Source organism: Rhodococcus sp. LB1 (assembly GCF_001583455.1).
GTDB classification, from domain to species: domain Bacteria; phylum Actinomycetota; class Actinomycetes; order Mycobacteriales; family Mycobacteriaceae; genus Rhodococcus_F; species Rhodococcus_F opacus.
Genome location: NZ_LTCZ01000038.1, coordinates 1 through 24,040, shown reverse-complemented (window position 1 = coordinate 24,040; position 24,040 = coordinate 1). Strand labels below are relative to the sequence as shown.

At 68.0% G+C, this 24,040-nt stretch carries 19 protein-coding genes; 4 read left to right on the top strand and 15 right to left on the bottom strand.

Annotated elements, in window-relative coordinates; genetic code table 11:
• From AZG88_RS07805 to AZG88_RS07790, 4 genes are all read right to left on the bottom strand, one after another.
• The coding region (locus tag AZG88_RS07805; RefSeq protein WP_082833255.1) for an SDR family NAD(P)-dependent oxidoreductase at nucleotides 1-653 on the bottom strand (653 nt) is incomplete at its 3' end.
• A gap of 12 nt (nucleotides 654-665) precedes the next feature.
• Nucleotides 666-920, bottom strand: coding sequence for a hypothetical protein (locus AZG88_RS07800; RefSeq protein WP_005251194.1), 255 nt, complete (start codon nucleotides 918-920; stop codon nucleotides 666-668).
• A gap of 5 nt (nucleotides 921-925) precedes the next feature.
• Complete coding sequence (locus AZG88_RS07795) at nucleotides 926-2,617, bottom strand: FAD-binding protein (protein WP_061697375.1); 1,692 nt, start codon at nucleotides 2,615-2,617, stop codon at nucleotides 926-928.
• 118 nt (nucleotides 2,618-2,735) lie between these two features.
• Nucleotides 2,736-3,254, bottom strand: a complete 519-nt coding sequence (locus AZG88_RS07790) for a flavin reductase family protein (protein WP_025433248.1) — start codon at nucleotides 3,252-3,254, stop codon at nucleotides 2,736-2,738.
• Nucleotides 3,255-3,384: 130 nt separating this feature from the next.
• Between AZG88_RS07790 and AZG88_RS07785 the strand changes: the two genes are divergently transcribed.
• The gene (locus tag AZG88_RS07785) at nucleotides 3,385-4,116 is read left to right on the top strand and encodes a PadR family transcriptional regulator (protein WP_061697374.1); all 732 of its coding nucleotides are present in this window, start codon (nucleotides 3,385-3,387) and stop codon (nucleotides 4,114-4,116) included.
• Nucleotides 4,117-4,118: 2 nt separating this feature from the next.
• Here the strand turns inward: AZG88_RS07785 and AZG88_RS07780 are convergent, their stop codons facing one another.
• The 5 genes from AZG88_RS07780 to AZG88_RS07760 all read right to left on the bottom strand — a co-directional run bounded on the left by AZG88_RS07780 (nucleotide 4,119) and on the right by AZG88_RS07760 (nucleotide 9,369).
• Nucleotides 4,119-5,072: an alpha/beta hydrolase gene (locus AZG88_RS07780; protein ID WP_005251187.1), complete on the bottom strand. Its 954-nt coding sequence runs from the start codon at nucleotides 5,070-5,072 to the stop codon at nucleotides 4,119-4,121.
• Nucleotides 5,073-5,091: 19 nt separating this feature from the next.
• Entirely contained in the window at nucleotides 5,092-5,883 is a 792-nt protein-coding gene (locus AZG88_RS07775) for an IclR family transcriptional regulator (protein WP_061697373.1), read from the bottom strand.
• Between the two features lie 171 nt (nucleotides 5,884-6,054).
• Nucleotides 6,055-6,960, bottom strand: a complete 906-nt coding sequence (gene bphC, locus AZG88_RS07770) for a biphenyl-2,3-diol 1,2-dioxygenase (protein ID WP_061697372.1) — start codon at nucleotides 6,958-6,960, stop codon at nucleotides 6,055-6,057.
• Between the two features lie 37 nt (nucleotides 6,961-6,997).
• Nucleotides 6,998-8,179 (bottom strand): acyl-CoA dehydrogenase family protein, encoded by a 1,182-nt coding sequence (locus AZG88_RS07765; protein ID WP_005251181.1) that lies wholly within the window; start codon nucleotides 8,177-8,179, stop codon nucleotides 6,998-7,000.
• Between the two features lie 29 nt (nucleotides 8,180-8,208).
• Nucleotides 8,209-9,369, bottom strand: coding sequence for a Rieske 2Fe-2S domain-containing protein (locus AZG88_RS07760; RefSeq protein ID WP_037182512.1), 1,161 nt, complete (start codon nucleotides 9,367-9,369; stop codon nucleotides 8,209-8,211).
• A 226-nt stretch (nucleotides 9,370-9,595) separates the two neighbouring features.
• Between AZG88_RS07760 and AZG88_RS07755 the strand changes: the two genes are divergently transcribed.
• Complete coding sequence (locus AZG88_RS07755) at nucleotides 9,596-10,102, top strand: hypothetical protein (protein ID WP_061041239.1); 507 nt, start codon at nucleotides 9,596-9,598, stop codon at nucleotides 10,100-10,102.
• A gap of 15 nt (nucleotides 10,103-10,117) precedes the next feature.
• On the opposite strand, the gene AZG88_RS07750 is transcribed toward AZG88_RS07755, so the two are convergent.
• From AZG88_RS07750 to AZG88_RS07740, 3 genes are all read right to left on the bottom strand, one after another.
• Nucleotides 10,118-11,740, bottom strand: coding sequence for a flavin-containing monooxygenase (locus tag AZG88_RS07750; protein ID WP_061697378.1), 1,623 nt, complete (start codon nucleotides 11,738-11,740; stop codon nucleotides 10,118-10,120).
• Nucleotides 11,741-11,894: 154 nt separating this feature from the next.
• Nucleotides 11,895-12,671, bottom strand: a complete 777-nt coding sequence (locus tag AZG88_RS07745; protein ID WP_005251169.1) for an RsiV family protein — start codon at nucleotides 12,669-12,671, stop codon at nucleotides 11,895-11,897.
• 31 nt (nucleotides 12,672-12,702) lie between these two features.
• Nucleotides 12,703-17,229 carry a non-ribosomal peptide synthetase gene (locus AZG88_RS07740; RefSeq protein WP_061697371.1) on the bottom strand — a complete coding sequence of 1,509 codons (4,527 nt, stop codon included), beginning with the start codon at nucleotides 17,227-17,229 and terminating at the stop codon, nucleotides 12,703-12,705.
• A 199-nt stretch (nucleotides 17,230-17,428) separates the two neighbouring features.
• Between AZG88_RS07740 and AZG88_RS07735 the strand changes: the two genes are divergently transcribed.
• Nucleotides 17,429-18,412 carry an LLM class F420-dependent oxidoreductase gene (locus AZG88_RS07735; RefSeq protein WP_061697370.1) on the top strand — a complete coding sequence of 328 codons (984 nt, stop codon included), beginning with the start codon at nucleotides 17,429-17,431 and terminating at the stop codon, nucleotides 18,410-18,412.
• A gap of 109 nt (nucleotides 18,413-18,521) precedes the next feature.
• Nucleotides 18,522-19,517, top strand: coding sequence for an LLM class flavin-dependent oxidoreductase (locus tag AZG88_RS07730; RefSeq protein WP_061697377.1), 996 nt, complete (start codon nucleotides 18,522-18,524; stop codon nucleotides 19,515-19,517).
• A gap of 42 nt (nucleotides 19,518-19,559) precedes the next feature.
• Here AZG88_RS07730 and AZG88_RS07725 read toward each other — a convergent pair whose 3' ends face one another.
• The 3 genes from AZG88_RS07725 to AZG88_RS07715 form a co-directional block, all read right to left on the bottom strand.
• A complete protein-coding gene (locus AZG88_RS07725) occupies nucleotides 19,560-20,672 on the bottom strand; it encodes an NDMA-dependent alcohol dehydrogenase (RefSeq protein ID WP_061041241.1) in 1,113 nt (370 codons plus the stop codon).
• A 23-nt stretch (nucleotides 20,673-20,695) separates the two neighbouring features.
• The gene (locus AZG88_RS07720) at nucleotides 20,696-22,204 is read right to left on the bottom strand and encodes an aldehyde dehydrogenase family protein (RefSeq protein ID WP_011595222.1); all 1,509 of its coding nucleotides are present in this window, start codon (nucleotides 22,202-22,204) and stop codon (nucleotides 20,696-20,698) included.
• 116 nt (nucleotides 22,205-22,320) lie between these two features.
• On the bottom strand, nucleotides 22,321-23,976 hold the full coding sequence (locus AZG88_RS07715) for a sigma-54-dependent Fis family transcriptional regulator (protein ID WP_061697369.1): 1,656 nt from the start codon (nucleotides 23,974-23,976) through the stop codon (nucleotides 22,321-22,323).
• Nucleotides 23,977-24,040: the final 64 nt, after the last annotated feature.

Below are 24,040 nucleotides of genomic sequence, written 5' to 3'. Positions count from 1 at the left end.
GGGACGACGTCGTCCCGGGTCGGATTTTCGAGGTCCGGCCGCAGCCGCGCCATCGTCTCCGGGTTGAGGGTCATACGGGTGCCGACGGCACCGGGGTGCAGCACGTTCACCCGGATGAACTGCGGTCCGAGTTCGTTGGCGAGGGTCCGGGCCAACCCGACCACGGCGGTCTTGGACGCCGAATAGTGGGCGGCCCCGGCCACCGACTTGATGCCTGCGGTCGAACTGACGATCACGACGGAACCGCCGCCGTCCCGCATCGCCGGGACCGCGGCCTTCGCCGTGTTCCAGACGCCGGTGAGGTTGACGTCGAGCGATCGGTGCCAGACCGCGTCGTCGATCGACCACGCCGGGCCGGGGTTGTCGCAAACACCCGCATTCGCGACGACGACGTCGAGGGGCCCCAGTTCCGCGACTCCGGCATCGACGGCCGCCCGCAACGCGGACGGGTCACGCACATCGGCGTGGGCGACGACCGCGCGCCGGCCGAGTTCGCCGACCAGCCTTCCGGTTTCGGCGAGATCCGCCTCGGCCGACGGCAGATCGACGACGACGACGTCGGCGCCCTCCTCCGCGAGCCGGACCGCGTGACTGCGTCCCATGCCGTTCCCGGCACCGGTGATGAAGGCGACCTTGCCTGCCATCCGTGACATCGGTTGTCCCCTCTAGTCCAGGCGGCCGGGAGTCGGGTAACTGCGCAGGGAGAGCCCCACCCGCCCGTCCTCCACCGCATCGTCGATCGATCCACGCAGCGCGCCGCAGGTGGGGACGAACATCGAGTGCTCCCCCTCCTGCGCACGCAGTGCGAACTCCGGGCAGGTCTGCTCGGCGTCGCCCAGCCACTGCACGCTCGTGTGCGCCTCGCTGTATTTCTCCACGAGCACCGCGTTACCGCAGCGCCGGCATTCGACCGGAAGCACTCAGCTCACCGCCCCGGTGACATTGCGGTGCGGGGCCCCGCCCCGGCTGCATGCCGAGCGCCCACCCAGCCGAACACCATCGCGGGACCGATCGTCGCGCCCGCACCGGCATAGTCGTTGCCCATTACGGACGCCGACGTGTTGCCGGTGGCGTAGAGCCCGGGGATCGGTTCGCCGCTGCCGCGGCACACCTGGCTGTGCTCGTTGCACACGAGCCCGCCCTTGGTGCCGAGGTCACCGGCTTCCATCCGCACCGCGTAGTACGGGGCCCGGTCGACCTCGTCCATGGTCGGGTTGGGCAGTCGCGGGTCGCCGTAGTACCGGTCGTAGGCGCTGTCACCGCGGCCGAAGTCGGCGTCGACTCCCGCACGGGCGAAACCGTTGAACCGGGCGATCTCCGCGGACAGCGACTCCGCGGGAACGCCCATCGTCTGCGCGAGCTCGCCGAGGGATGCCGCGCGTTGCATCAGCCCCGTCTCGAACCATTCCGCGGGGAACTTCTGCCCGGGCATCACCCCACCGAACTGGTAGCGGCTCTTGGCCTTCGAGTCGAACACGAACCACACCGGGTCGTGACCACCGGCGATCTGGTCGTGGACGAACGACACGTACGGGGACGCCTCGTTGGTGAACCTCCTGCCGTTCTGGTCGACGATCAGCGACGGCGGGATCGACCGCTCCGACACCAGGACGTGCATGATGCCGTCCGGCCGCCGGAACGACGGCATCCACCAGGCGTCGTCCATCAGATCGACGGCGGCGCCGACCTGCTCCCCCGCGACGATTCCGTCTCCGGTGTTGTCGGGCGAGCCGGCGCTGTAGTTGTCCTTGCCGCCCTCCCGGAGGTACCGCTTCCGCATCTCCTCGCTGTGCTCGAATCCGCCGGTGGCCATCATGACGCCGCGGCGGGCACGGATGCGCAGTTCCTGTCCCCCGGACTCGACGACCGCGCCCGTGACAGCTCCCGATTCGTCCGTGACCAGCCCCTTCAGTGGGGAGTTCAGCCACAGCGGAACCCCTGCCTCCTGGAGCGTGAGCCGCAGCCGGCCGACGAGTGCCTGCCCCAGAGTCTCCATCCGCCTGCGCCGCAACATCGCCACGACCGACCGCCAGCCGACGCCCAGCGCGGTCCTGCGTCCGGCCCAGGTGCGGAAGAACATGTTGAGGTGGCGGAACTCGGTGGACGTCATGTACAGCCCGCCCGGCATCGCGAGGGAGTTCGGTCGCTGCAGGTCACCGTCGGCGCCGAGTTGGTTCATGTCGAACGGCAGCGGTTCGACCGTCCGCCCCTTCGGCCGTCCGCCCACGTTCTCGGGGTGGTAGTCGGAATAGTCCTCGCACCAGGAGAACCGGAGGTGCGGGCAGTTCTGTTCGAAGAACCGCATCATGGCCGGCCCCTGCTCGATGTACGCGTCGAGGCGCTCGGCCGGCACGCTGTCGCCGACGATCGACTCCAGGTACTTCCGGACGTCGCCGGGGTCGTCGGCGCGGCCTTCACGGACGAGGATCGGCGAGTTGGGAATCCACAGGGCGCCACCCGACAGGGCCGTCGAACCGCCGTACACCCCGGACTTTTCGACGACGAGGGTGTCGAGTCCTCGCTCGGCCCCGGCCAGGGCGGCAGTCATTCCACCGGCACCGCTGCCGACCACCAGGAGATCTACCTCCCGGTCCCAGTTCTGCTCGTCTACGCTCATCGTGCACACCTTCCGAAGTGGTCTCGATCACACCCTGCCGGTGTCAATTGCTTTTTCCCACAGTCCTTCCCGCGGAGCGGGAGACAGCGGCACCGCCGCCGCGCGGGAGAAAGCGCGGCTAGGTGGCCGCGGTGAAGATGCCGAGCCCGCCGCGGTACACCAGGAGCGGCGGCGCATCCCTGAGCACGTCCAGGCCGGTGACGCGCGCGACGACGATGGTGTGGTCGCCGGCGTCGTGCTCGAATTCGACGGTGGCCTGCACCTGGGCCAGCACGCCGTCCAGCGCCGGGGCACCGTTGCGGGCGTGCGACCACCCGACGTCGGCGAACTTGTCGGCGCCGCTGGTCGCGAACGTCCCGCACACGTCGCGCTGGTCGTGAGCGAGAACGTTGACGCAGACGTGTTCACTCGCCCGCAGCCGCGGCCAGCTGGTCGACGTCCGTGCGGGGCTGAACGACACGTACGGCGGGTCCAGCGACAGCGACACGAAGGACTGGCATGTGAAGCCGTGGGGGCTCTCGCCGTCGTGCGCGGTGATCACCGTGACTCCGGTGCAGAAGTGCCCGAGCACCGACTTGAGCTCGGCGGGGTCGATGCGTCGTGCCACCGGCGGCACGGGTTCTTCGGTTCGGGTCATCGTGTCTCCTCGGATCGACGGGTTGCGTTCAGCCTGGCCGCGGTGCCTTCCGGCGGGGAATGCCTCGTCCCGCCCAGCGGCAGGGTTTCGCGCTGTCCGGTCGGCGGCGCACGGTTGATAGGCTCGGGAAATGCCATCGTCCGACCCCACACAGAGTTCCGGGTTCGCCGGCCTCCGCTCCACGAGCTGGCCGGTACTCGGCATCCTGTCGTTCGGCGAGGAGCTGTCCGGCTACGACCTGAAGAAGTGGGCGTCGTACAGTGTGCGGTTCTTCTACTGGAGCCCGTCCTTCAGCCAGGTGTACTCGGAGCTGAAGAAGCTCGAGGACCTGGGATATGTGACGTCACGGACCGTCGTGGACGACGAGGCACGGGTGAAACCCAAGCGCCTGTACAAGATCACGGACGCGGGCATGGCCGTCATACGCAGTTGGGCGCGGGAGGCGCCGATCGATCCACCCGTTCTCAAGCACGGTGTGATGCTGCGCATGTGGCTCGGGCACCTCACCGAGCCGGAACAGCTCAAAGATGCCCTGAAGGAGCATATCTCGTACGTGGAGGGGATGAGCAGGCAGGCCGCGCTCGACGCCCGCGATTCCGACGTCGAACCCACGTGGGCGTTCGCGCACATGGTCAATAAATGGTCCGAGCGCTACTACGCGGCCGAGAGCGAGCTCGCGAAGCAGATGCTCGCCGACATCGACGAGGCCGTCGAGCGGATGCACGGTGAAGGGACGCCGGAACATCCCGGTGTGCCGAAACCGACCGAATCACATTCGATCCGGCGCTCCCGCGCGGCGCAGCAGGAGTACCAGGCCGCGATGAAGGCGGCACGGGACGCGGACGACGAGGCGGAGCGCTAAGACTAGTCGGACGGAGTCCGCACCGGTTCTGCCACCAGATTCCGGAGCTCAGGCCACAGCTCTCGCCGCGCGGTCTGCGCCGCGGCCAGCGGGTCGATCGTCAAGAATCCGTGGAACATTCCTTCGACCCGTCGGCACTGCACGGGAACACCGGCGTCGGCGAGCGCCGCGGCGTACTTCTCCCCCTCGTACCGGAGGGGATCGCGTTCGGCGGTGAGCACGATCGCGGGTGGAAGCCCGCCGAGGTCCTCCGCCCGGACCGGGGCGGCGTAGGCGGGAACGTTCTCGCGGTGGGTCGGCAGGTACTGATCCCAATACCATTGCATCGCAGAGCGGGTGAGGAAGTGATCCTCCGCGAATTCCTCGTAGGACTCGGTGTCGAAGACCGGTTCGATGACGGGGTAGATCAGTAGCTGTCCGGCGACAGCGGGGGCCTCCCGGTCCCGGGCCATCAGCGCCGCGACGGCCGCAAGGTTGCCCCCGCTGCTGTCGCCGGCGACGAGGAGCCGGTCCGGATCTCCGCCCAACGCGCGGGCGTGCTGCGCGACCCAGCACGTCGCGGCGTAGGCGTCGTCCGCTGCGGCGGGCCACTGCGATTCCGGGGCGAGTCGGTAGTCGACGGAGACGACGACGGCTCCGATCCCGTTGCACAACGCGCGACAGAAGCCGTCGTGGCTGTCGAGGTCGCAGATCACGAACCCGCCGCCGTGGAAGAAGACGACGATGGGCAGGGACTCCGCGGGGTCCCCCGCGGGCGAATAGATGCGTGCCGCAATCGGTCCGGCCCCGCCGGGGATCTCCCGGTCGCGCACACTACCGACCGGCTCGGGGTCGGCGACGGCCTTGCGTCCCGCCTTCGTCGCCGCCCGCGCCTGGGCACCCGTCATGGTCTCCACCCGGGGAAAGTTCTCGTTCAGTCCCCGGAGGATGGTCTCGGCCTGCTCGTCGAACGGCATTCGTGCTCCTTCGCCCGCCTCAGGCGGAGTATCGGTCGGCGCGTCCGGCGGCCGGCGTCGCGGTCGACATGTAGTTACGCCAGGTTCCCTTGGCGGACATGCGAATCGGCGCGGTCAGACGGTGATCGAGCTTGATCTGGCTGCTCGGGCCGCACACGGAGATGGCCGCGACCACGTTGTCCTCGGTGCCCACCGGCACGGCGACGCAGCTGACGCCGACGAGATCCTCTTCCCGGTCGTAGGCCGCTCCGCGTTCGCGGGTCTTCTGCAACTCGGTGCGAAACGCCGCGGGTGAGTCGATGCTGAAACGTGTGCTGCGGGGCAGACCCGCTTCGACGACGCGGTCGACCACGGACTCGGGCGAATGGGCCAGCAGCACCTTGCCGACACTCGTACAGTGTGCGGGCTGGCGGCCGCCGACGCGGGACGGCAACCCGACGCCGAACCGTCCGGCGATCTTCTCCAGATAGACGACGTCGATTCCCTCGAGTACCGCGAGGTGCACGGCGTGCCCGGTGAGCCGGTGGAGTTCGTGCAGGAAGGGCAGGGCTGCCCGGTGCAGACGGTCCTGGTGCACGGCCAGCGACCCGAGTTCGAACAGGCGCATCCCGAGTTCGTAATCCCGGCCTTCCCGGCGGAGCCACCGCAGCTGGACGAGACGTTCGAGCATCCGGTGCGCGGAGGAGCGCGGAAGCCCCGTGCGGCGCACGATCTGCGCGAGCGTGAGTCTGCCCGGGCCGTCGAACGCGTCGAGGAGAAGGGCGGCGCGATCGAGGCCGGCGGTGGGGGTGGGGCTGAGTGTCGTCGTCATGGGGACCTCCGTAGCGGCGCTGCTCGGTGCGGCGACGCGGTGTGTGACTGGCGACACTTACTATAAATAGGCATATACCTATTTGCAATAGTGCCGGGCAAACGGTCCCGAACAGCCCAAAGGCCCGGCGCACGCATCGAGTGGATACACACACCGGGCCCGGACACCCGTTTACATCGCGGCCAGCGGTTCGCTTCCGGACCAGTCGTGGCCCCAGTAGCTGTCGGCGGTGATCTCCTCCGCGGAGTAGTACTTCTCGTCCACCTTCGTGCCCTCGGTGCCGAACTCGATGTCCCAGCCGCCGGGGGCACGCACGTAGAACGACACCATCTTGTCGTTGGTGTGGCGGCCGAGGGTCGACGAGACGGAGAACCCGTCCTTGACGACGCGGTCGAGAGCCTGCCCGACGGCGTCGAGCGTGTCGACCTCCACCATGATGTGCACCAGACCGGGCGCGCCGCCGTGCGGTGCCGGGCACAGCGCCAGGCTGTGGTGCCGCTCGTTGACGCCCATGAAGCGCACCCGCATCGGACCGAACTCCGGCGGTGCCGGGATGCGGAAGGCGCCGCGGGGCAGGAAGCCGAGCACCTCGGTGTAGAAGTCGAATGCCCCGCTGAAGTCCATCACCGGCAGCACCACGTGGCCGAGGCCCTGCGCCCCCGTGACGAACTTCGCGCCGAACGGGGTGACCACCGGGCTGTGGTCGAGGACGGCGCCGTGGAAGATCTCGATCGTCGCACCGGTCGGATCCTGGAACGTGACGACCTCTTCGACGCGCCGTGCGTCGGCTTCTTCCACCGACAGCGGTTTGACGGCGATCCCGGCGCCCTCGACCGCCTCCTGGACGCGGACCAGGCCCGCGTGATCGCGGACCTCCCACCCGATGGTGACGACCTCGTCCGTCTCGCCCGGCACGATCACGATGCGGGCCGCGCGCTCGTCCATGCGGAGGTACAGGGCGTCCTCGTCCGGGCCCGTGCCCTGGGCGAATCCGAGCACGTCGAATGCGAACGTGCGCCAGCGCTCCAGGTCGTTGGTCTGGATCTTGACGTAGCCAAGCCCCTTGATGTCTGTCATGTGTTGTCCTTCTGCTGTTTTCGAGGTCCGACGGCGGTCAGATCATCGACTTGAGGTTGTCGGCCGGGTCGAGGCCGAGCGAGCTGAGCGCGGAGGCGTGGTAGACGGTGCTCGGCACGTGGATGGCGTGCGCCAGGCCTGCGTGCGCGTCCCGCCAGTACCGCTGCAGCGGCTTGTCCATGCGCAGCGCGTTGCCGCCGGAGCGGGCGAAGATCTGGTCGACGGCGGTGACCGCACGCCACGCGGCACGCACCTGCGTCCGGCGCCCGGCCGCGCGGTCCTCGAACGTGACCTCCCGGCCCGACTCGACGAGGTCCCAGATCCTGTCGACGTTGGCGAGGAGTTCCTGGCGTGCGGCATTGATGTCGGCCGCGGCCTCGCCGACCGCGAACAGCACGTAGGGGTCGTCCTTGATCGCAGTGCCCTGCGCGCCGACGCGGTCGCGCTGGTAGTCGAGGTGAGCGGCCAGAGCGCCCTCGGCGATTCCCACCACGGCGGAGGAGATTCCGAGCGGGAACATCGTCGACCACGGCATGTTGTACAGCGTCTCGGTGCGCCCGAACTTCTGCACCGCGGTGCCGTTCATGACCTCGTCGGCGTCCATCACCCGGTAGTCGGGGACGAAGGCGTTGCGGACGACGATGTCCTTGGAACCGGTGCCCTTGAGCCCGACGACGTTCCACGAGTCCTCGACGATCTCGTAGTCGCTGCGCGGCAGGATCATGTGCAGCATCTTCGGCGGCAGGGCCATCGCGCCGTCCTTGTCGCCGAGCATCGCACCGAGGAAGATCCAGTCGCAGTGATCGGTTCCCGACGAGAACTGCCAGCGACCGCTGAAGAGGTAGCCGCCGTCGACCGGGGTCGCGATCCCGGTCGGCGCGTACGGCGAGGCCATCCAGGTGTCGGAGTCGGCCGCCCACACCTCGTCCTGCACCTTCGGGTCGGCGAACGCCAGCTGCCAGGGGTGCACGCCGACGATGCCGCACACCCAGCCCGTGGCCGGGTCGAGGGACGCCGCGGCCATCACCGTCTCCGCGAACTCGCGCGGATGAGCCTCGTAGCCGCCGTACTTGCCGGGCTGAAGGAGCTTGATCGGTCCGGCCTCACGGAGCTTCTTCGCCGTGTCGTCGGGCAGCCGGCCGATCCGCTCGGCCTCGGGCGCCTGATCGCGGAGCTGATCCGCGATCGCCATGATGTTGTCGAGAACCTCGTGGGTCATCTGTCGTGTCCTTCTTTTCGGAGCCGGGCTCAGGCGTTGGTGTCGAGCGGCACGACGCCGTTGGCGAGGTTGTCGGCAACCTCCGCCTCCCAGCTCTGCACCGCCCTGGTGGTGTCGATCTCGAATTCGAAGCGCTTGGTCATGTCGTCGGTGATGTCCTCGACGTCCACGTAGAACTGCTGGTACCAGCGACGCAGCTGGTACACCGGCCCGTCCTCCTCCGACAGCAGCGGGTTGTCGATGCGCGACTTGTTCAGCCAGATGTCGACGTCCTGCTTGAACCCGAGTTCCACGCCCTCGGCGAACTGCGCCGCCATTCCGTTCGCCACCTCGTCCGACAGCCCCTCGGGCTTCTTCACCATGGCGCCCCACTGCAGGACGAACGAATTCGCGGTGACCGGGTAGTGACAGTTGATCAGCACCGTCTCGATCATCATGCCGTTCGCTTCGCTCCACAGCTTGTCGATCATGTAGGACGGGCCGAAGTACGACGCGTCCGAGCGCAGCGTCGAATTGGGGTCGTCGTAGCTGGTGCCCACCGAGATGTCGTGGCGGGGTGTCGACTGCATGTACTGGGTGGCCACGTGCCCTTCGAAGACGTTCTTGAAGTAGCGCGGGAACGAGAAGTGGACGTAGTAGAAGTGCGCCATGTCGACCACGTTGTCGACGATCTCGCGGCAGTGCGAGCCCTCGACGAGCAGCGAATTCCAGGTCCAGTCGGTCCATTCCGGGGAGCCGAATCCCTCGATCTCGGGAATCGTCACGTCGGCGGGCGGCGGGTTGCCCTGCGGGTCGTTCCAGACGTAGAGCTGCCCGTTGCGCTCGATGGTCGTCCAGGCCCGAGTCCGCGCCAGCGGCGGGACACGTCGCGCGTACGGGATTCCCGTGCACTTGCCGTTGCCGCCCCAGCGCCAGTCGTGGAACGGGCACGCGATGGAATCGCCCTTCACGGTGCCGTGCGCCAGGTTGCCACCCATGTGACGGCAATAGGCGTCGAGCACACTGAGGGTGCCGTCGGAGGTTTCGAACACCACCAGCGACGTTCCGAACGCATCGACCTGATGCGGGGCACCGTCCCTGAAGGTATTCGCCAGCCCCAGGCAATGCCACCCACGCGCGAAACGCGTTGGTGCCGATCCTACTTCGATCATCCGGACTTCGTCGCCGTCAACGGCACTGTTGCGCGCCATGTCTACCTCCGCCTCGCTGTACGTCAAGAACACCCTCGGGGTGTGGTGTAGCTCATAGTCGGCGCGACGGGTCCGCAGCGGTACCCGACTCTCCCACTCAGCGAGAGGCTTTCGCATCCACCCACTTCGGCGGAACGTCGGCGTCCCGATCACAGGGACCACACCCCCCGTGCACCGCTCGCGGCGACTACCGTGCGGATCACATACCCGTGAATTGGGAGGAACGATGGCCGCACTCATCTCTTCGCAGCCGTGCACAGCGGAGGTTCGCCGGCTCTGCGCCGACGCCGTCCCGAGCGGGGTGGTCGTCGCACCCGAGCCGGGGGCGGCCGTCGAACAGGACTTCCTCCTGCTGCGACCGCACCGGACGTCGGACGACGCCCTGTCCGCGCAGGTCCGGAAGGTGGGCGACCACGACCTGCTCGTCCGCTTCCGCAACCGCGACGAGCAGCTGGTCTTCGAGTTCTGGACGAACAGCTTCACCGGGACCGTCACGCCCGACGACCAATCGGTGGACCTGCTGGAGCGCTACTGCGCCGAGCAGTTCCCCGGTGCCCTCCGCAGGTTCCGGACCCGCATCCGGCGGGCCGTGCCGTCCGGTGCGGACTTCACGTCGTCGCTTCAGCAGACGTACGTCCAGGACGGCACACGCATGGCGGACGTCACCGTCACGTGCACGCAGGGTGGTGACGTGCTCGCGCAGGCGTGGGCCACGTACGCACTCCCTGGCTGACCAATGTCTGGGAAACTATCCCACCGGGTCGGCCAGCCTCGTCCGGGACCGGCTGAACTCGAAACCGCGGAACCCCTCCTCCGCGACGTCCGCGCAGATCCGCCCGTACGCGCCGAAGCCTCCCAGGTACGGCATGAACACGCGGGGCTTGCCCGGAATGTTGGCGCCCATGTACCAGGAGTTCGCCAACGGGAACAGGGTCTGCGCGGCGAGCTCACGGCAGTGCTCCACCCACTGCTCGGTGGCGGGGACGGACGCCTCGATCGCGTCGTGGTCCTTCTCCCACAGGTGCTCGATGCAGTCCGCGATCCAGTCGACGTGCTGTTCGGCGCCGAGCACCATGTTCGCCAGCACCGACGGGCTCCCCGGGCCTGTCACGACGAACAGGTTCGGGAACCCCGGAACACCCAGACCGAGATAGGTTTTCGGTCCCTCACTCCAGTACTCGGACAGCGACACACCGTCGCGCCCGACGATCCGCATGCGGTCGAGGGCGCCGGTCATGGCGTCGAATCCGGTGGCGAACACCAGCGTGTCCAGGGCGTAGTCGGCGTCGGCGGTGGTGATACCCGACGGGGTGATCGATTCGATCGGCGCCGCCTTCAGATCCACCAGGGTGACGTTCGGCCGGTTGTACGTTTCGAAGTAGTGGGTGTCGGTGACGATCCGCTTGGTCCCGATGGGGTGATCGTTCGGGATCAGCTTGTCCGCGACGGCGGGGTCGTCGACGAGCAGGCGGATCTTCTCCTCGGCGAAGTCGCGTGCCGTCGCGTTCGCGGCCTCGGTCTTCGTCTGGTCCGGAAAGGTTTTCGCGAACAGCACCCCGCCGAGCTTCCATCGCGTCTCGTAGGCGTCGCGACGTTCCTCGTCGGAGACCTCCAGCGCGGACTTCGGGTGCGCGTTGTACGGCGAGCCGCCACCGCTCTCCCGGGACAGCCGTCGGCGCTCGTCGTATCCCGCCTTGATCGCGCGCCGGATCTCGTCGTCCCACGTCTGGTTGCCCGCCGGGACGCTGTAGTTGGCGCTGCGCTGGAACACGTACAGGTGCTCGGCCTGCTCGGCGATGAGGGGAATCGACTGAATCCCCGAGGAACCGGTGCCGATGATCCCGACCCGCCTGCCGGTGAAGTCGACACCCTCGTGCGGCCACCGGCCGGTGTGATGCGTGTCGCCGGTGAACGATTCGCGGCCCGGAATGTTCGGCGTGTTCGCGGTGGACAGCGCACCGGTCGCGAAGACGCAGTACCGGGCGGACAGGACGTCGCCGCGGTCGGTGCGCACCTCCCACCGGAGCGTCTCCTCGTCCAGTTCCGCGGAGGTCACCCGGGTACCGAACAGGAAACGGTCACGCAGGTCGAACCGGTCCGCCACGTGATGGATGTATGCCAGGATCTCGGGCTGGGTGGCGTACTTCTCGCTCCAGTCCCACTCCTGCTCGAGTTCCCGCGAGAACGAGTACGAATAGTCGACGCTTTCCACGTCGCACCGGGCGCCGGGATAGCGGTTCCAGAACCACGTCCCGCCGACGCCTCCCGCCGCCTCCACACCCTGGACGGTCAGCCCCAGGCTCCGCAGCTTGTGGACGGCGTACAGACCCGCGAATCCCGCGCCGACGACAACCGCGTCCACGTCGCCGATCCGATTCGCACGAGCATCAACTTCGGTGCGTGCACTCACGGGCGCGCTCCTCTCCCATTCGACAGACACATTCGGCAGCAAGGCCTGTCTGGGACGGTAGGTCGCCGCACCGGGGCGGCCACAGGTTCGTTCCCGGTGAGCGGTCGGGCAGCGCCTAACTGGACACGACGGGAGCGAGAGCGGGGTCGATCACGTCGGTCAGGGCGTCCCACGGCACGGTGACGGTGACGAGTCCGATGGCGTGCGGTCCCACCTGGTAGTCGTTGAAATGGATCTCCATGCCTGCCGGGGTGGCCAGCCAGTTGGCGAAGTTCGCCTCGGTCGGTTCGATGCCGCTGCGCTCGAAATCCGGTCCCGCGACCGTCGCGGGGAGCAGACGCGCGGATTCGTCCGACAGCGCCTGCAGTCCCGCAGGCAGGTCGGGGAAGAGATCGGCAAGCGTGATCGGCGCGGCCGTATCGGCATTCACCACCACCGTCGCGACGATCGGGGTGGGATGCGCACCGGGCGGATCGGCGTTCCACGACGTCACCAGCAGACCGCTGATCACGTGCTCGCCGATGTGCGCGACGCTGTGCTCCTGGCTGCTCAGCGTGAAGGCGTCGGTGCCCGAGCCGTCGATCTGGTCCTGGAGTGCGGCCCGCATCGATTCGTTGAACTCGGCGGTGACCGCCGGATTTCCACCCTCGATCTGCGGGATGAGGACGTCGTAGCCGACACGGCCGGTGGAACCCGTGACCTGCAGCTCCGTCTCCGTGTACGGCAGGCTCGCGGGCGTGGTCGCCTCGGCACTGGACGTGTCCGCGGCGGACACGGTCGTCGTTGTCGACGGCTCGCTCACTGCGGTGCCTGCTTGGTCGGAGCAGGCGGCCAGTGCGAGGACGACCGCGACGAGCGCCGCTGCCCGACCAGATCTCCGGATGCCGCTCATGAGCTATCTGTACCACGTCGATTCCGCGGGGTCACCTACCGATCGGGTCGACGATGGTATGCAGCGTGTCGACGAAACCCTGTGCGGTGGACACGTCGTAGAGGTCGGCGGAATACACCAGTTCGGCGTCGATACCGTCGGGCCGGCCGTCGACGTCGTGACGTTCGGTGAAGTGGAAGTGCAGATCGCACTTGGCGATGTCGAGTGGACGGGGTGTGACCTCGAAGTCGAGCCCGGACACCTTCAGGGCTGCGGGAGCGAAGTTGTTCAGCGACAGCGCAACCTGGAACAGTGGGTGCAGGGACGGTGACCTCGGCGGGTCGAGCACCTGGACGAGTCGCTCGAACTGCACGTCGGCATTCGCCAGAGCGCGAAGCTCCACGCCGCGTGACCGATCGACGATGTCGCACAGCGTCATCGTCGGGTCCACCCGCGTGCGCAGAACCAGCGTGTTGACGAACATCCCCACCACGTCGTCGAGCGCCGGGTCTCCCCGGCCCGCGATCGGAGTTCCGATCGCGATGTCGGGGTCGCCGCTGACGCGGGCGAGCAGAACCGCCACGGCCGACCTGAGCGCCGTGAACAGGCTGGCGTGGTGCTCGTGCGCGGTGGCCAGCAGGCCTCGGTGCGCATGCTCGTCGAGCGAGAACGGAAGTCGTCCCGCTCGATAGGTCCACCGGTGCGGCCTGGGGCGATCGGTGGGCAGCGCGAGCTCCCCCCGAAGTCCCGACAGTTCCTTCGTCCAGTGGACGATCTGCTGGGACGCGATGCTGTCCGGGTCGTTCTCGTCGCCGAGCAATGCCCGACGCCACACCGTGTAGTCGGCGTAGTGCACGACCGGGGGCTCCCACGCGGGCTCACTGCCGGTCGACCGGGCACGGTAGGAGTCGGCGAGATCTCGTGCCAAGGGTGCGAGCGACCAGCCGTCGGCGGCGATGTGGTGGACGACGCAGGCCAGAAGGTGGTCGCCGTCGCCGAGCCGGAACAGCCGGGCACGCAGAGGAGGCTCGCGCCGCACGTCGAATCCCGCGGACAGCAGCTCCGACGTCTGCGCTTCCACGTCCGCGGCGCCGGTCTCCACCGGAGTCAGGTCGGGCAACGCATCGGCCACGTCGAGCACACGCTGGTACGGCCCCGACGGCGAGTCGGGAAACACCGTCCGCAGTGAGCGGTGCCGGCCCAGCACATCCGCCATCGCCGAGCGCAGGGCGTCGACGTCGAATCCGCCGCGCACTCGTACCGTGAAGGGGATGTTGTGGAGAGCGGGTTGCACGACGGTGCGGTCGATGAAGTACTGCGACGGGGACAGCGGCACCAGGTCCGGCAGTGGTGCGGCGCCCAACTTCGGCCCGCGGGGGCGCCCCGCGTTCTGCGGGTGTGCGCCGGTCTCCGCGATCGTCCGTGCGAGTGCCGCGACCGTCGGTGCGTCGAAGAGTTCACGCACGCCCAGAGTGGTGCCCAGCTCGGCGTTGATCGTCGCGACCACCCGGATGGCCGACAGCGAATCGCCGCTGAGATCGAAGAAGGAATCATCGGCACCGACCGAAGCAACGCCGAGTACCTGGGCGAACACCCGCGCGACGCGGCGCTCGGCCGGGGTCTCGGGGTCACGATGAGGCACCGAATCCGAGCCGAACTCCGGCAGCGGGAGCGCCGCCCGGTCGAGCTTCCCGGTCGGAGTCAACGGGATCGAGTTCACGAGCATGATCGATTTCGGAACCATGTAGTCCGGCAGGAACCGTGCCAGGTGCGCCTTCAACGTTTCACGATCGATCGACGCGTCCCCGTCGGCCATGATGTAGGACACCAGGTTCGGGTCGCCGGCCGAATTCCGTTGCACCACCGTCGCGGCGAAGGCGACGCCCGGATGCGTGTTCAGCGTGGCGTTGATCTCGCCCAGCTCGACACGGATTCCCCGGATCTTGATCTGGTCGTCCGCCCGGTCCAGGAACTCGAGCGTTCCTGCCGCCGTCCACCGCACCACGTCCCCGGTGCGGAACATCCGGGATCCGCTGCGGCCGAACGGGTCGGCGACGAACCGGGCAGCGGTCGGCCCGTGGCGCCGATGGTAGCCCCGGGCGAGTGCCGGGGTGGCGAGGTACAGCTCACCGACAGCGCCCGGCGGAAGCGGACGTAGACGGTGATCCAGAACCACGGCGTCCACACCGCGCATGAGAGAGCCGATCGTCATCCGCTCGTCCGGTGACACCGGATCCGTGAGAGTGACGCTGCACGTCGTCTCCGTCGGACCGTACGCGTTCCGCATGGTTCGGCCACCGGCCCACCGCCGCGCCAGCTCCTGCGGACACACCTCCCCTCCGACCAGCACCAACTCCAGTTCGTCCATCGCGCAGGAGTCGATGGCGGCCAGGGCGGACGGCGTCATCAGGAGGTGAGTGACGTGTTCGTCGCGCAACAGTCGTGACAGTTCCTCGCCGCCGAACACCCCGGGCGGGGTCACGACGAGGGTCGCGCCGCCGACACAGGCCGCGAGCACTTCGACGAGCGCGGTGTCGAAGCTCGGTGAGGCGAAATGCAGGACACGAGAACGCGCGGACACCGCGTACTTGTCCCGAATCTCCTGCGCGAGGTTGGCGAGGCCGCGATGGGTGACGACGACGCCCTTCGGCGCTCCCGTCGACCCGGACGTATAGATCAGATACGCGGGATGGTCCACGAGCAGCGGACGGGTCTGTTCCGCACCGGGGAGGGTTTCTTCACAGAGGTTTTCGAGGTCGTCGATATCGATGGTCAGCCATGCGACGGTGCCCGGCAGTCGGGAACGCTCCGAGTGGACGGTCAGCCCGACCGTCGCGCCGCAATCGTCCAGGGTGTACGCGATGCGAGCGCTCGGGTGCGAGGGATCGATCGGAACGTAGGCCGCGCCGGCCTTCGCGACGGCCCACAACGCCAGCACCGACTCGAGCGACCGCGGGATGGAGACCGCGACGATGCTCTCGGGCCCGATGCCCCGGCCGGTCAGGACGCGGGCGAGCCTGCCGGCGAGCCGGTCCAGGTCGCCGTAGGACAGTTCCCGCCCGCGGTCGCGGATCGCGGTCGCCTCCGGGGCGTTCGCGACGGTCCCCGCGAGGAGGCGGTCGAGTGTGATCGGGTCCGCATCCGGAAGTCCCTGCGCGGGAGCGAAATCTCCGCGCTCGCCGGCGAGGAAGATGTCGAGGTCGGCGACCGGTCGTTCCGACTCGATCGATGCGGTGAACCTGTCGAGGTAGGCGAGGAAACGCGCGTGATGTCCGGTCAGTTCGGCGTGGTCGTACAGTGCCGGATTTCCCTCGAAGTCGATCCGGGCGGCACTGCCCTCGGCCCCGGGATAGATGTTGACGGCGATGTCGGCGACGGGACCGGTGGTGAGCACCCGGACCGTCCCGTTCACGGCGCCGAGCGTGATCTCCTTCGTGAACATCATGACGTTGACCACCGGACCGAAATGCATGAGTTCGACACCGCCCGTGGCGAGGTCCCGGCCGATGTCCTCGCGGCGGTAGCGTTGATGGCGCAGTGCCGCCGTCAACGCTGTCTCGGCGGATCCGACCGCCTCACGGATGGAGGCAGAGCCGATTCCCTTCAACCGCAACGGGATCACATTGGACACCGAACCGCCCGAATACCTGAGGCGGGCCGTCGTTCTCGCCGACACCGGCAGCGAGAGGACGACGTCGTCGACGCCGGTCATCCTGGCGAGGTAGGAGGCGAAGGCGGCGACCGTCACGGCCGTCGAATTCCGTGAGATCCCGCTCGGGCTCGTGTGCCCGGTCGCCCTCCGGGCGTCGGTGTCCGGTCGCGCCGTGCGGCCGCTGAGGCTGAGGACCGAAGCCGGGTCGCCGCCGGTGTCGCGCCAGTAGTCGCGGTCCCGGGCGAACCGGGTGGAGGCACGGTAGGTCGCGTCTTCCCGCACGAGAGGTTCCGGTCCCACGATTCGGCTGTACGGCGGTTCCCTGCCCTCGATGGCAGCGACATACAGTTCGGCCGTGCGGCTCATCAGCATCATGGCGGCGTACCCGTCCGACACGATGTGGTGAGCGCGGGAGTACCAGTAGTAGTGATCGTCGCCCAGCTGCAGAATGTGCGAGACGAGGAGCGGTCCGTCGTACATGTCGGTGCGAGCGCTCCGGTCGTTCCGCATCCAGCGGTGGGCAGCGTCGACGGGATCGTCCTCGCCGCGAAGGTCGGTGGTCGGTACCCGGTCGTCGACGGTCGAGTCCACGACCTGATGCGGCTGCCCGTCGATGTCCACCAGGCGCACCGATCCCCAGCCGAATTCGCGATTCGCGCGACGGGTGGCGTCACAGAGAGCGGCAAGTTCGACCGGACCGCGCAGATCGACGTAGTGGGCGATGACGTACGGGATCTCCGGCGTGAGCTGTTGCGCGAACCAGATGGACCGCTGCGCCGCGGTCAGCGGGAAGGCGCCCACAGTTGGTCGCGTCGGGTGCCCGAGCGGGCGTTCCACGATGGCGACGTCGGGCCGGACAAGCGTGGGCCTTTCCGGGCAGGCGCACGCCGTGCCGCCGGATTGCTGCGAATCGAAATCGATGTTCATCTTTCCCCCTCGGGCTGCGCTCTGCACTCCATCACCCCACTGCGCAGAGTCGTCGCGGATGTCGGATCGGCGACTGCTATGGCACCAACCATCAGCCTGCTCGACGCGCACCGCCTCCACCAGGCACCCCAGGGTGCACACCTGCCTACCCTCGAATTCGGGGAGGTGCCGCGGCCGCCATCCGAGTAGCGTCGAACGGGTGACTATTCGCCTTGGATATCAGATGCCGAATTTCAGTTACTCCACCCCCGTCGCGGACCTGTTCCCGACTGTCGTCGCGCAGGCCCGTGAGGCCGAATCCGCGGGCTTCGACACCGCATTCGTGATGGACCACTTCTATCAGCTGCCGGGTATCGGTGCGCCCGACGAACCGATGCTCGAGGCGTACGCCGCCCTCGGCGCCCTCGCCACGGCCACCGACAACATCCAGCTGTCCGCGCTGGTCACCGGCAACACCTACCGCAACCCGCCCATGCTCGCCAAGGCGGTGACCACCCTGGACGTCGCCAGCGGCGGACGGGCCGTCCTCGGAATCGGCGCCGGCTGGTTCGAACTCGAGCACAAGCAGTACGGCTACGAGTTCGGCACGTTCACCGACCGATTCGAACGACTCGACGAGGCGCTGCAGATCATCGCGCCGATGCTGCACGGCGAACGTCCGACGTTCGACGGCAAGTGGTATCACGTCGAGAACGCGATCAACGAGCCGCGGATCCGCGACAACCTGCCGATCATGCTCGGAGGTGGCGGTGAGAAGAAGACGTTCGGTCTCGCCGCCCGGTTCGCCGACCACCTGAACATCATCTGCAATGCCGGTGAACTGCCGCGCAAGCTCGAGGCTCTCGATGCCCGGTGCTCGGAGATCGGTCGCGACCGGTCCACGCTGGAGACCAGCTACCTGGCCTTCGTCATCATCGACGAGGACGGCGACCGCGCCCGGCAGCTCCAGCACGACTTCCTGCTCACACAGGGTGTCGACCTGTCGAAGGCGTCGGACGAGGAACGCGCCGCCGCCACCGACCGGCAGTTCTGCGGCGCCCCCGACGAGGTGGCCGAGCAGCTGAAGACCCGTGTCCTCGACACGGGAATCGACGGCATCGTCCTCAATCTCGTCGCCAACGGGCACGAACCCGGCATCGTCGAACTCACCGGGCGCACGTTGCGTCCCCTGGTCGACGCCTGACCGTTCCAGCCGCCCGGAATACGTGCACTACCTCTGCGGTTGCACCCAGAGGTAGTGCGCGAGGCTAACCTCTCGCGCCTGTTCTTGGTGACGAAAGGTGACGAATCCCGTGAGCGCTGTTCTGTCGATTCTGGATCTGGCCTACATCCGCGAGGGCGACACGGCGCGGGACAGTTTCGATGCGAGCGTGAAGCTCGCACAACTCGCGGAGACCCGCGGGTACCGCCGGATCTGGTATGCGGAGCACCACAACATGCCGTCGATCGGCTCGTCCGCGACGAGCGTCCTCATCGCGCACGTCGCCGCACACACCGAGAGCATCCGGCTCGGCGCAGGCGGCATCATGCTGCCCAACCACGCGCCGCTGACGATCGCCGAGCAGTTCGGCACCCTCGCGACACTGCACCCCGGTCGCATCGACCTCGGTCTCGGACGCGCCCCGGGCAGCGACCAGAAGACGATGTACGCGCTGCGCCGCGACCCGGCGTCCGCGGACCGCTTCCCGCAGGACGTGCTGGAACTCCAGGCATACCTCAGAGGTGTGTCACGGGTACCCGGCGTCGACGCCATCCCCGGCAAGGGCACGAACGTTCCCCTCTACATCCTCGGGTCCTCGCTGTTCGGCGCGCAGCTCGCCGCGAAGCTCGGACTCCCCTACGCCAACGCGTCGCACTTCTCCCCCGACTCGCTCGTCGATGCCGTCACGCTGTACCGGGAGCGGTTCGAGCCGTCCGAGGATCTGTCCGAGCCGTACGTGATCGCCGGCGTCAATGCCATCACCGCGGACACCACCGAGGACGCGCACCGGCAGTTCGAAGCGTCCCTGCGGCGGCGGGTGGTGCAGATGGTCGGCCGCGGGCAGAAGTTCACCCCCGAGGAGGTCGACCTCATCATGACGTCCCCGGCGGGTCAGCAGGTCGCGCAGATGGTGCGCTACTCGGCCGTCGGCACCCCCACCGAGGTCAAGACGTACCTCGACGAATTCGCCGAGCACGCGCAGGCCGACGAGCTGATCGTCGCCTCCCACGCCGAGAACACCGAGTCCTGGCTGAAGACGTACGACCTGCTCGCCGACGTGTGGCGCTCCGCGCCCGTGCGCGGTTAGCGAGTCTCTGGACTCGTCGACCGCGCACGGGCGCGAAGCCGCCTACTGCTCGTGGACGATCACGCCACGCAGGTTCTTTCCGTCCCGCAGATCCTGGTAGCCCTCGTTCACCTGCTCGAGCGTGTACTTGGTGGTGATCAGCTCGTCGAGCTTGAGCTGACCCGCGTCGTACAGGCGTAGCAGGCGGACGATGTCGTACTGCGGGTTGGCCGAGCCGAACAGCGAACCCTTGATCGTCTTCTGGTTCAGGGTCAGGTCGGTTCCCGAGATGTGCACGGTGAGCTTGGCAGGGTCGGCGAGGCCGGTGATGACGACGGTGCCGCCCTTACCGATGACGGCGGTCGCGTTCTGCACCACCTCTTCGTCGACGGTTCCCACCAGGATGAGGGCCTGATCGGCGCCCTGTCCCCAGGTCAGTTCGTTGACCTTCTCCGCCGCGGTCGCGGCGTCCGCGAACGCGTGGGTGGCGCCGAACTTCAGCGCGGCCTCCCGCTTCATGGCCACCGGATCCACCACCACGACGTACTTGGCGCCGGCGCTGACCGCGCCCTGCACGGCGTTGATGCCGAGTCCGCCGATGCCGTAGATGACGACGGTGTCACCGGCGCGAACTCCGCCGGCGTACACCGCGGTGCCCCAACCGGACGGCACACCGCAGCCGACGAGGACGGCGGTCTCGAGCGGGAGCCAGTCGTCCACCTTCACCACCGAGTGCTGCGAGATGGTGGCGCGCTCCGCGAACGTGCCGAGCATGCACATGGCACCGAAATCCTGCTTGCCGGAGTGGAACCGGAACGAGCCGTCGGGCATCGAGCCTTCGAGGATCGTGGCGCCCATGTCACACAGGTTCTGGCGGCCGGTGGCGCAGTACCGACACGTGCCGCAGTTCGGGATGAAGCTGCAGACCACGTGGTCGCCGGGCTTCACCTTGGTGACACCGGGGCCGACTTCCTCGATGATGCCGGAACCCTCGTGCCCGCCGACGATGGGGAAACGCGGCGGCAGATCGCCGTCGGTGAGGTGCAGGTCCGAGTGGCACAGGCCTGCCGCCACATACTTGATGAGCACTTCTCCGGGACCCGGACCGTCGAGCTCGAGTTCCACGATTTCGAACGGCTTGTGCGTTTCGAACAGAACCGCTGCTTTGGTCTTCATGTCTTCTCCTCGTTGAGTGACGGTCAGAGTGCGATGTTGACGGCTTTGGTCTGGGTGTAGAGATCGATGGCGGTCGCCCCGAGCTCACGTCCCCAACCGGACTGCTTGTATCCGCCGAACGGCATGGCGGTGTCGAACCCGTTGTACTGGTTGATCCACACCGAACCGGCCTTGAGCTGACGGGCCGTGAGGTGCGCCTTGGACAGGTCCTTTGTCCAGATTCCGGCGGCGAGGCCGTAGATGCTGCTGTTCGCCGCCTTCGCGACTCCCTCCTCTGCGTTGAACGGGAGCGCTGCGACGACGGGGCCGAAGATCTCCTCCTCGACGATGCTGAACTCGGGCTTCACGTCCACGAACACTGTCGGCTCGACGTAGAAGCCGGTGTCGCCCCAGCGCTTTCCGCCGGTGAGGGCGCGGGCGCCGTCGGCGAGTCCGGCGGCCAGGTAGCCGGTGACCTTGTCGAACTGTTCCTGCGACACCAGCGGTCCGAGTTGGGTGGTGGGGTCGAGTCCGGGGCCGATCTTGACCTGGCTCGCGGCCTCGGCGACCGCTGCGGTGAAGTCGTCGAAGATGCTGTCCTCGACGAACATCCGGGTGCCGGCGACGCAGCACTGGCCGTGGTTGAACAGCCAGGCGTTGAGCGATCCGGTGACGGCGGCGTCGAAGTCCGCATCCGCGAACACGACGTTGGCGCTCTTGCCGCCGAGTTCGAGCGACACCTTCTTCAGGTTGCCCCTGGCGGCGTCGACGATCTTCTTCCCGACCTCGGTGGAGCCGGTGAACGCGATCTTGTCGACGTCGTCGTGGGCAGACAGTGCCGCGCCCGCGTCTCCGTAGCCGGTGACGATGTTGACGACGCCGGGCGGGAACCCGGCCTCCTCGAACACCTCGCCGAGCAGGATCGCGGTGAGCGGGGTCTGCTCCGCGGGCTTGAGGATCACCGTGTTGCCTGCGGCGAGCGCGGGCGCCAGCTTGAACGCGGCCATGAGCAGCGGGAAGTTCCAGGGAACGATCAGACCGCAGACGCCGACGGGTTCACGCAGCGTGTACGCATGGAACTGGCCACCGGGGACGAACGGCATGCTGACGTTGACCGTGCTGCCCTCGATCTTGGTGGCCCAGCCCGCGAAGTAGCGGAAGATGTCGGCTGACCAGGCGACGTCGACAGCCGCGGCGATGCCCGCCGACTTGCCGTTGTCCAGCGCCTCGAGCTGGCCGAATTCCTCAGCGCGCTCGGAGAGGATGTCGCCGACCCGCCAGATCAGCCGTTCCCGCTCGTTGGGCTTCATGGTGGCCCACGGGCCCTCGTCGAATGCCGTGCGTGCGGCCCGGACCGCGCGGTCGACGTCTTCGGCGCCACCGCGAGCGACGGTGGTCAGCACCTGCCCGGTGGCCGGGTCGATCGTCTCGAACGTCTCGCCGCTCGCCGATTCCACCCACTGCCCTCCGACGAGGAATCGCTTGGTGCCGGACAGAAAGTTCCGTACCGACGGCAAGAGTTCCGCTTGGCTGGGTTCGATCGTCGCTGTCATCAAAACCTCCGAAGTTGTGAATGTGACGTGGCTCATAGTGCACTGGTTGCCATATCACTAACTGTCCTGACTTCGGACACCTCCGGACGGTCGCGGATCGGTGGATGAAACTGCAGCTAGACGGTGATATCGAGGGCTCGGATCCGGACGTAGAGCGTGCTGCGGCTGATGCCGAGCGCGGCCGCGGCGTGCACCTTGTTGCCGCCGCATTCCTGCAGTGCGTCGACGATGGCCTGGCGTTCGGCGCGTTCGCGGCCGGCCAGCCGGGACACCCGCGTCGGCGTCCGATACTGGTCGGGTAGATCCGCGACGGCGATGTTCGCGCTGGTGCGCCTGCCCGCGGCAGCCTGCAGCACCACGGACAGTTCCGCGATGTTGCCCGGCCAGTCGCGGGCGATCAGAGCGTCGAGCGCGCTCGCGGTGAGGCGAAGACCGGGATCGACGGAATCGAGGATCCCCTGCGCGATGTCAGCGAATTCGCGGCTGCGTTGCCGCAGCGGCGGAAGCACCACTTGTCCGGGGCAGCGGCCCACCAGACCCGCCACGCCCGGCGGCAGGTCACCCAGAGGAGAACTCGTCATCACGATTCGTGGCCCCGCGTCGGCCGCCAGCATCTTCACGACCAGCGGCAGCATCGACTCGGGCAGCAGTTGCCCTTCCTCGATCGCCAGGACCGCGGAAGGTCCCGCTGCCAGCGTGAGAAGTCGGTCGACCCAGGCCTCGGCGCCGTCGAGAGCGATAGCGGCGGCGTCCATACATACGAGCGACCGGTCGCCGGCCAGGTCGCGGACCGCCGTCGTCCTGCCGGTTCCCGGTTCGCCGCTGATCACCACCGGATCCCGGGTCTCGCGCAGCCGCGACAACTCCGACCTGCTGCGTTCGACGACGGAACTCGACGGGGACTTTCCGCGTCGGATGGGGGTGCTGGTCCGGCGGTCCGGTCGGACGACGAACACGGCCCCGCCGTCCGTGCCTGCCACGCGGTCGGCGCGGACCAACGCCGGTTCGCCCGAGGACAGTTGGATGCGCACCGTCTTCGACTGCTCCGGACGCAGGTCCGCGGCAAGCCCCCGCAGCGTCGCATGATCGGACACCTGGAGCAGGTCGAGCGCCACCCGGTTGCTGAGCAGAATGTCCTCGCCGATCGCGGTGACCGCCATCTGATTCTGCGGCGAGACCCGCTGAAACGCGTCCACGAGCCGCTGCTGAGACACCCGGGACCCTTCGAGCAGCCGTCGTTCGATGTCCCCGGCCGCGCGGGCCAGGAACGGGGCGAACAGCGGGTTGGCACGCGACGCGACGCCTGTCATGTCGAGGATGCCCTCGACGCGGCGCGTCACCGGATGCACGATCGGGTGTCCGTAGCAGCTGAGGTCCTTGAACCGCTCGAGGTAGTGCTCCTCGCCGTGGATCACGACACCGCGCCGGACCTCCATCGGAGTCCCCAGCGCGGTGGTCCCGACGCAGTCCTCTCCGAACCTCGACCCCAGCACCGCCCCGGCGCCGTCGATCAGGCGCTCGAGTCCGGGGCCGTCGAAGAGCCGGGCGACGATGCGGCAGTCGCGGTCGGCGAGCAGGACACAGAATCCGGTGCCCTGGATCTGTTGTTCCATTTCGTCGAGGACGGGCCGGGCCGCCTGCAGCAGCCGGCTGGACTTGTCCAGGTCGGAGCAGGGGTCACCGGTCGGCGTCGAACTCGGTTCCAGGCCGCTGAGCGCCGAACGCTTCCAGGACAACGCGATCTCCGGCCGCATCGCCGCGTGCCCGGTCATGCCGCCAAACTCCAACCTCGACTCCTTAGCCGCGCGCGGATCCGGTCGTGCACCGGTGCACGAC

Excerpts from the sequence above, each read along its gene's own strand:
- AZG88_RS07795 (WP_061697375.1), bottom strand. The coding sequence starts at position 2,617 with ATGAGCGTAGACGAGCAGAACTGGGACCGGGAGGTAGATCTCCTGGTG.
- AZG88_RS07790 (WP_025433248.1), bottom strand. The coding sequence starts at position 3,254 with ATGACCCGAACCGAAGAACCCGTGCCGCCGGTGGCACGACGCATCGAC.
- AZG88_RS07785 (WP_061697374.1), top strand. The coding sequence starts at position 3,385 with ATGCCATCGTCCGACCCCACACAGAGTTCCGGGTTCGCCGGCCTCCGC.
- AZG88_RS07780 (WP_005251187.1), bottom strand. The coding sequence starts at position 5,072 with ATGCCGTTCGACGAGCAGGCCGAGACCATCCTCCGGGGACTGAACGAG.
- AZG88_RS07775 (WP_061697373.1), bottom strand. The coding sequence starts at position 5,883 with ATGACGACGACACTCAGCCCCACCCCCACCGCCGGCCTCGATCGCGCC.
- bphC (WP_061697372.1), bottom strand. The coding sequence starts at position 6,960 with ATGACAGACATCAAGGGGCTTGGCTACGTCAAGATCCAGACCAACGAC.
- AZG88_RS07765 (WP_005251181.1), bottom strand. The coding sequence starts at position 8,179 with ATGACCCACGAGGTTCTCGACAACATCATGGCGATCGCGGATCAGCTC.
- AZG88_RS07760 (WP_037182512.1), bottom strand. The coding sequence starts at position 9,369 with ATGGCGCGCAACAGTGCCGTTGACGGCGACGAAGTCCGGATGATCGAA.
- AZG88_RS07755 (WP_061041239.1), top strand. The coding sequence starts at position 9,596 with ATGGCCGCACTCATCTCTTCGCAGCCGTGCACAGCGGAGGTTCGCCGG.
- AZG88_RS07745 (WP_005251169.1), bottom strand. The coding sequence starts at position 12,671 with ATGAGCGGCATCCGGAGATCTGGTCGGGCAGCGGCGCTCGTCGCGGTC.
- AZG88_RS07740 (WP_061697371.1), bottom strand. The coding sequence starts at position 17,229 with ATGAACATCGATTTCGATTCGCAGCAATCCGGCGGCACGGCGTGCGCC.
- AZG88_RS07725 (WP_061041241.1), bottom strand. The coding sequence starts at position 20,672 with ATGAAGACCAAAGCAGCGGTTCTGTTCGAAACGCACAAGCCGTTCGAA.
- AZG88_RS07720 (WP_011595222.1), bottom strand. The coding sequence starts at position 22,204 with ATGACAGCGACGATCGAACCCAGCCAAGCGGAACTCTTGCCGTCGGTA.
- AZG88_RS07715 (WP_061697369.1), bottom strand. The coding sequence starts at position 23,976 with ATGACCGGGCACGCGGCGATGCGGCCGGAGATCGCGTTGTCCTGGAAG.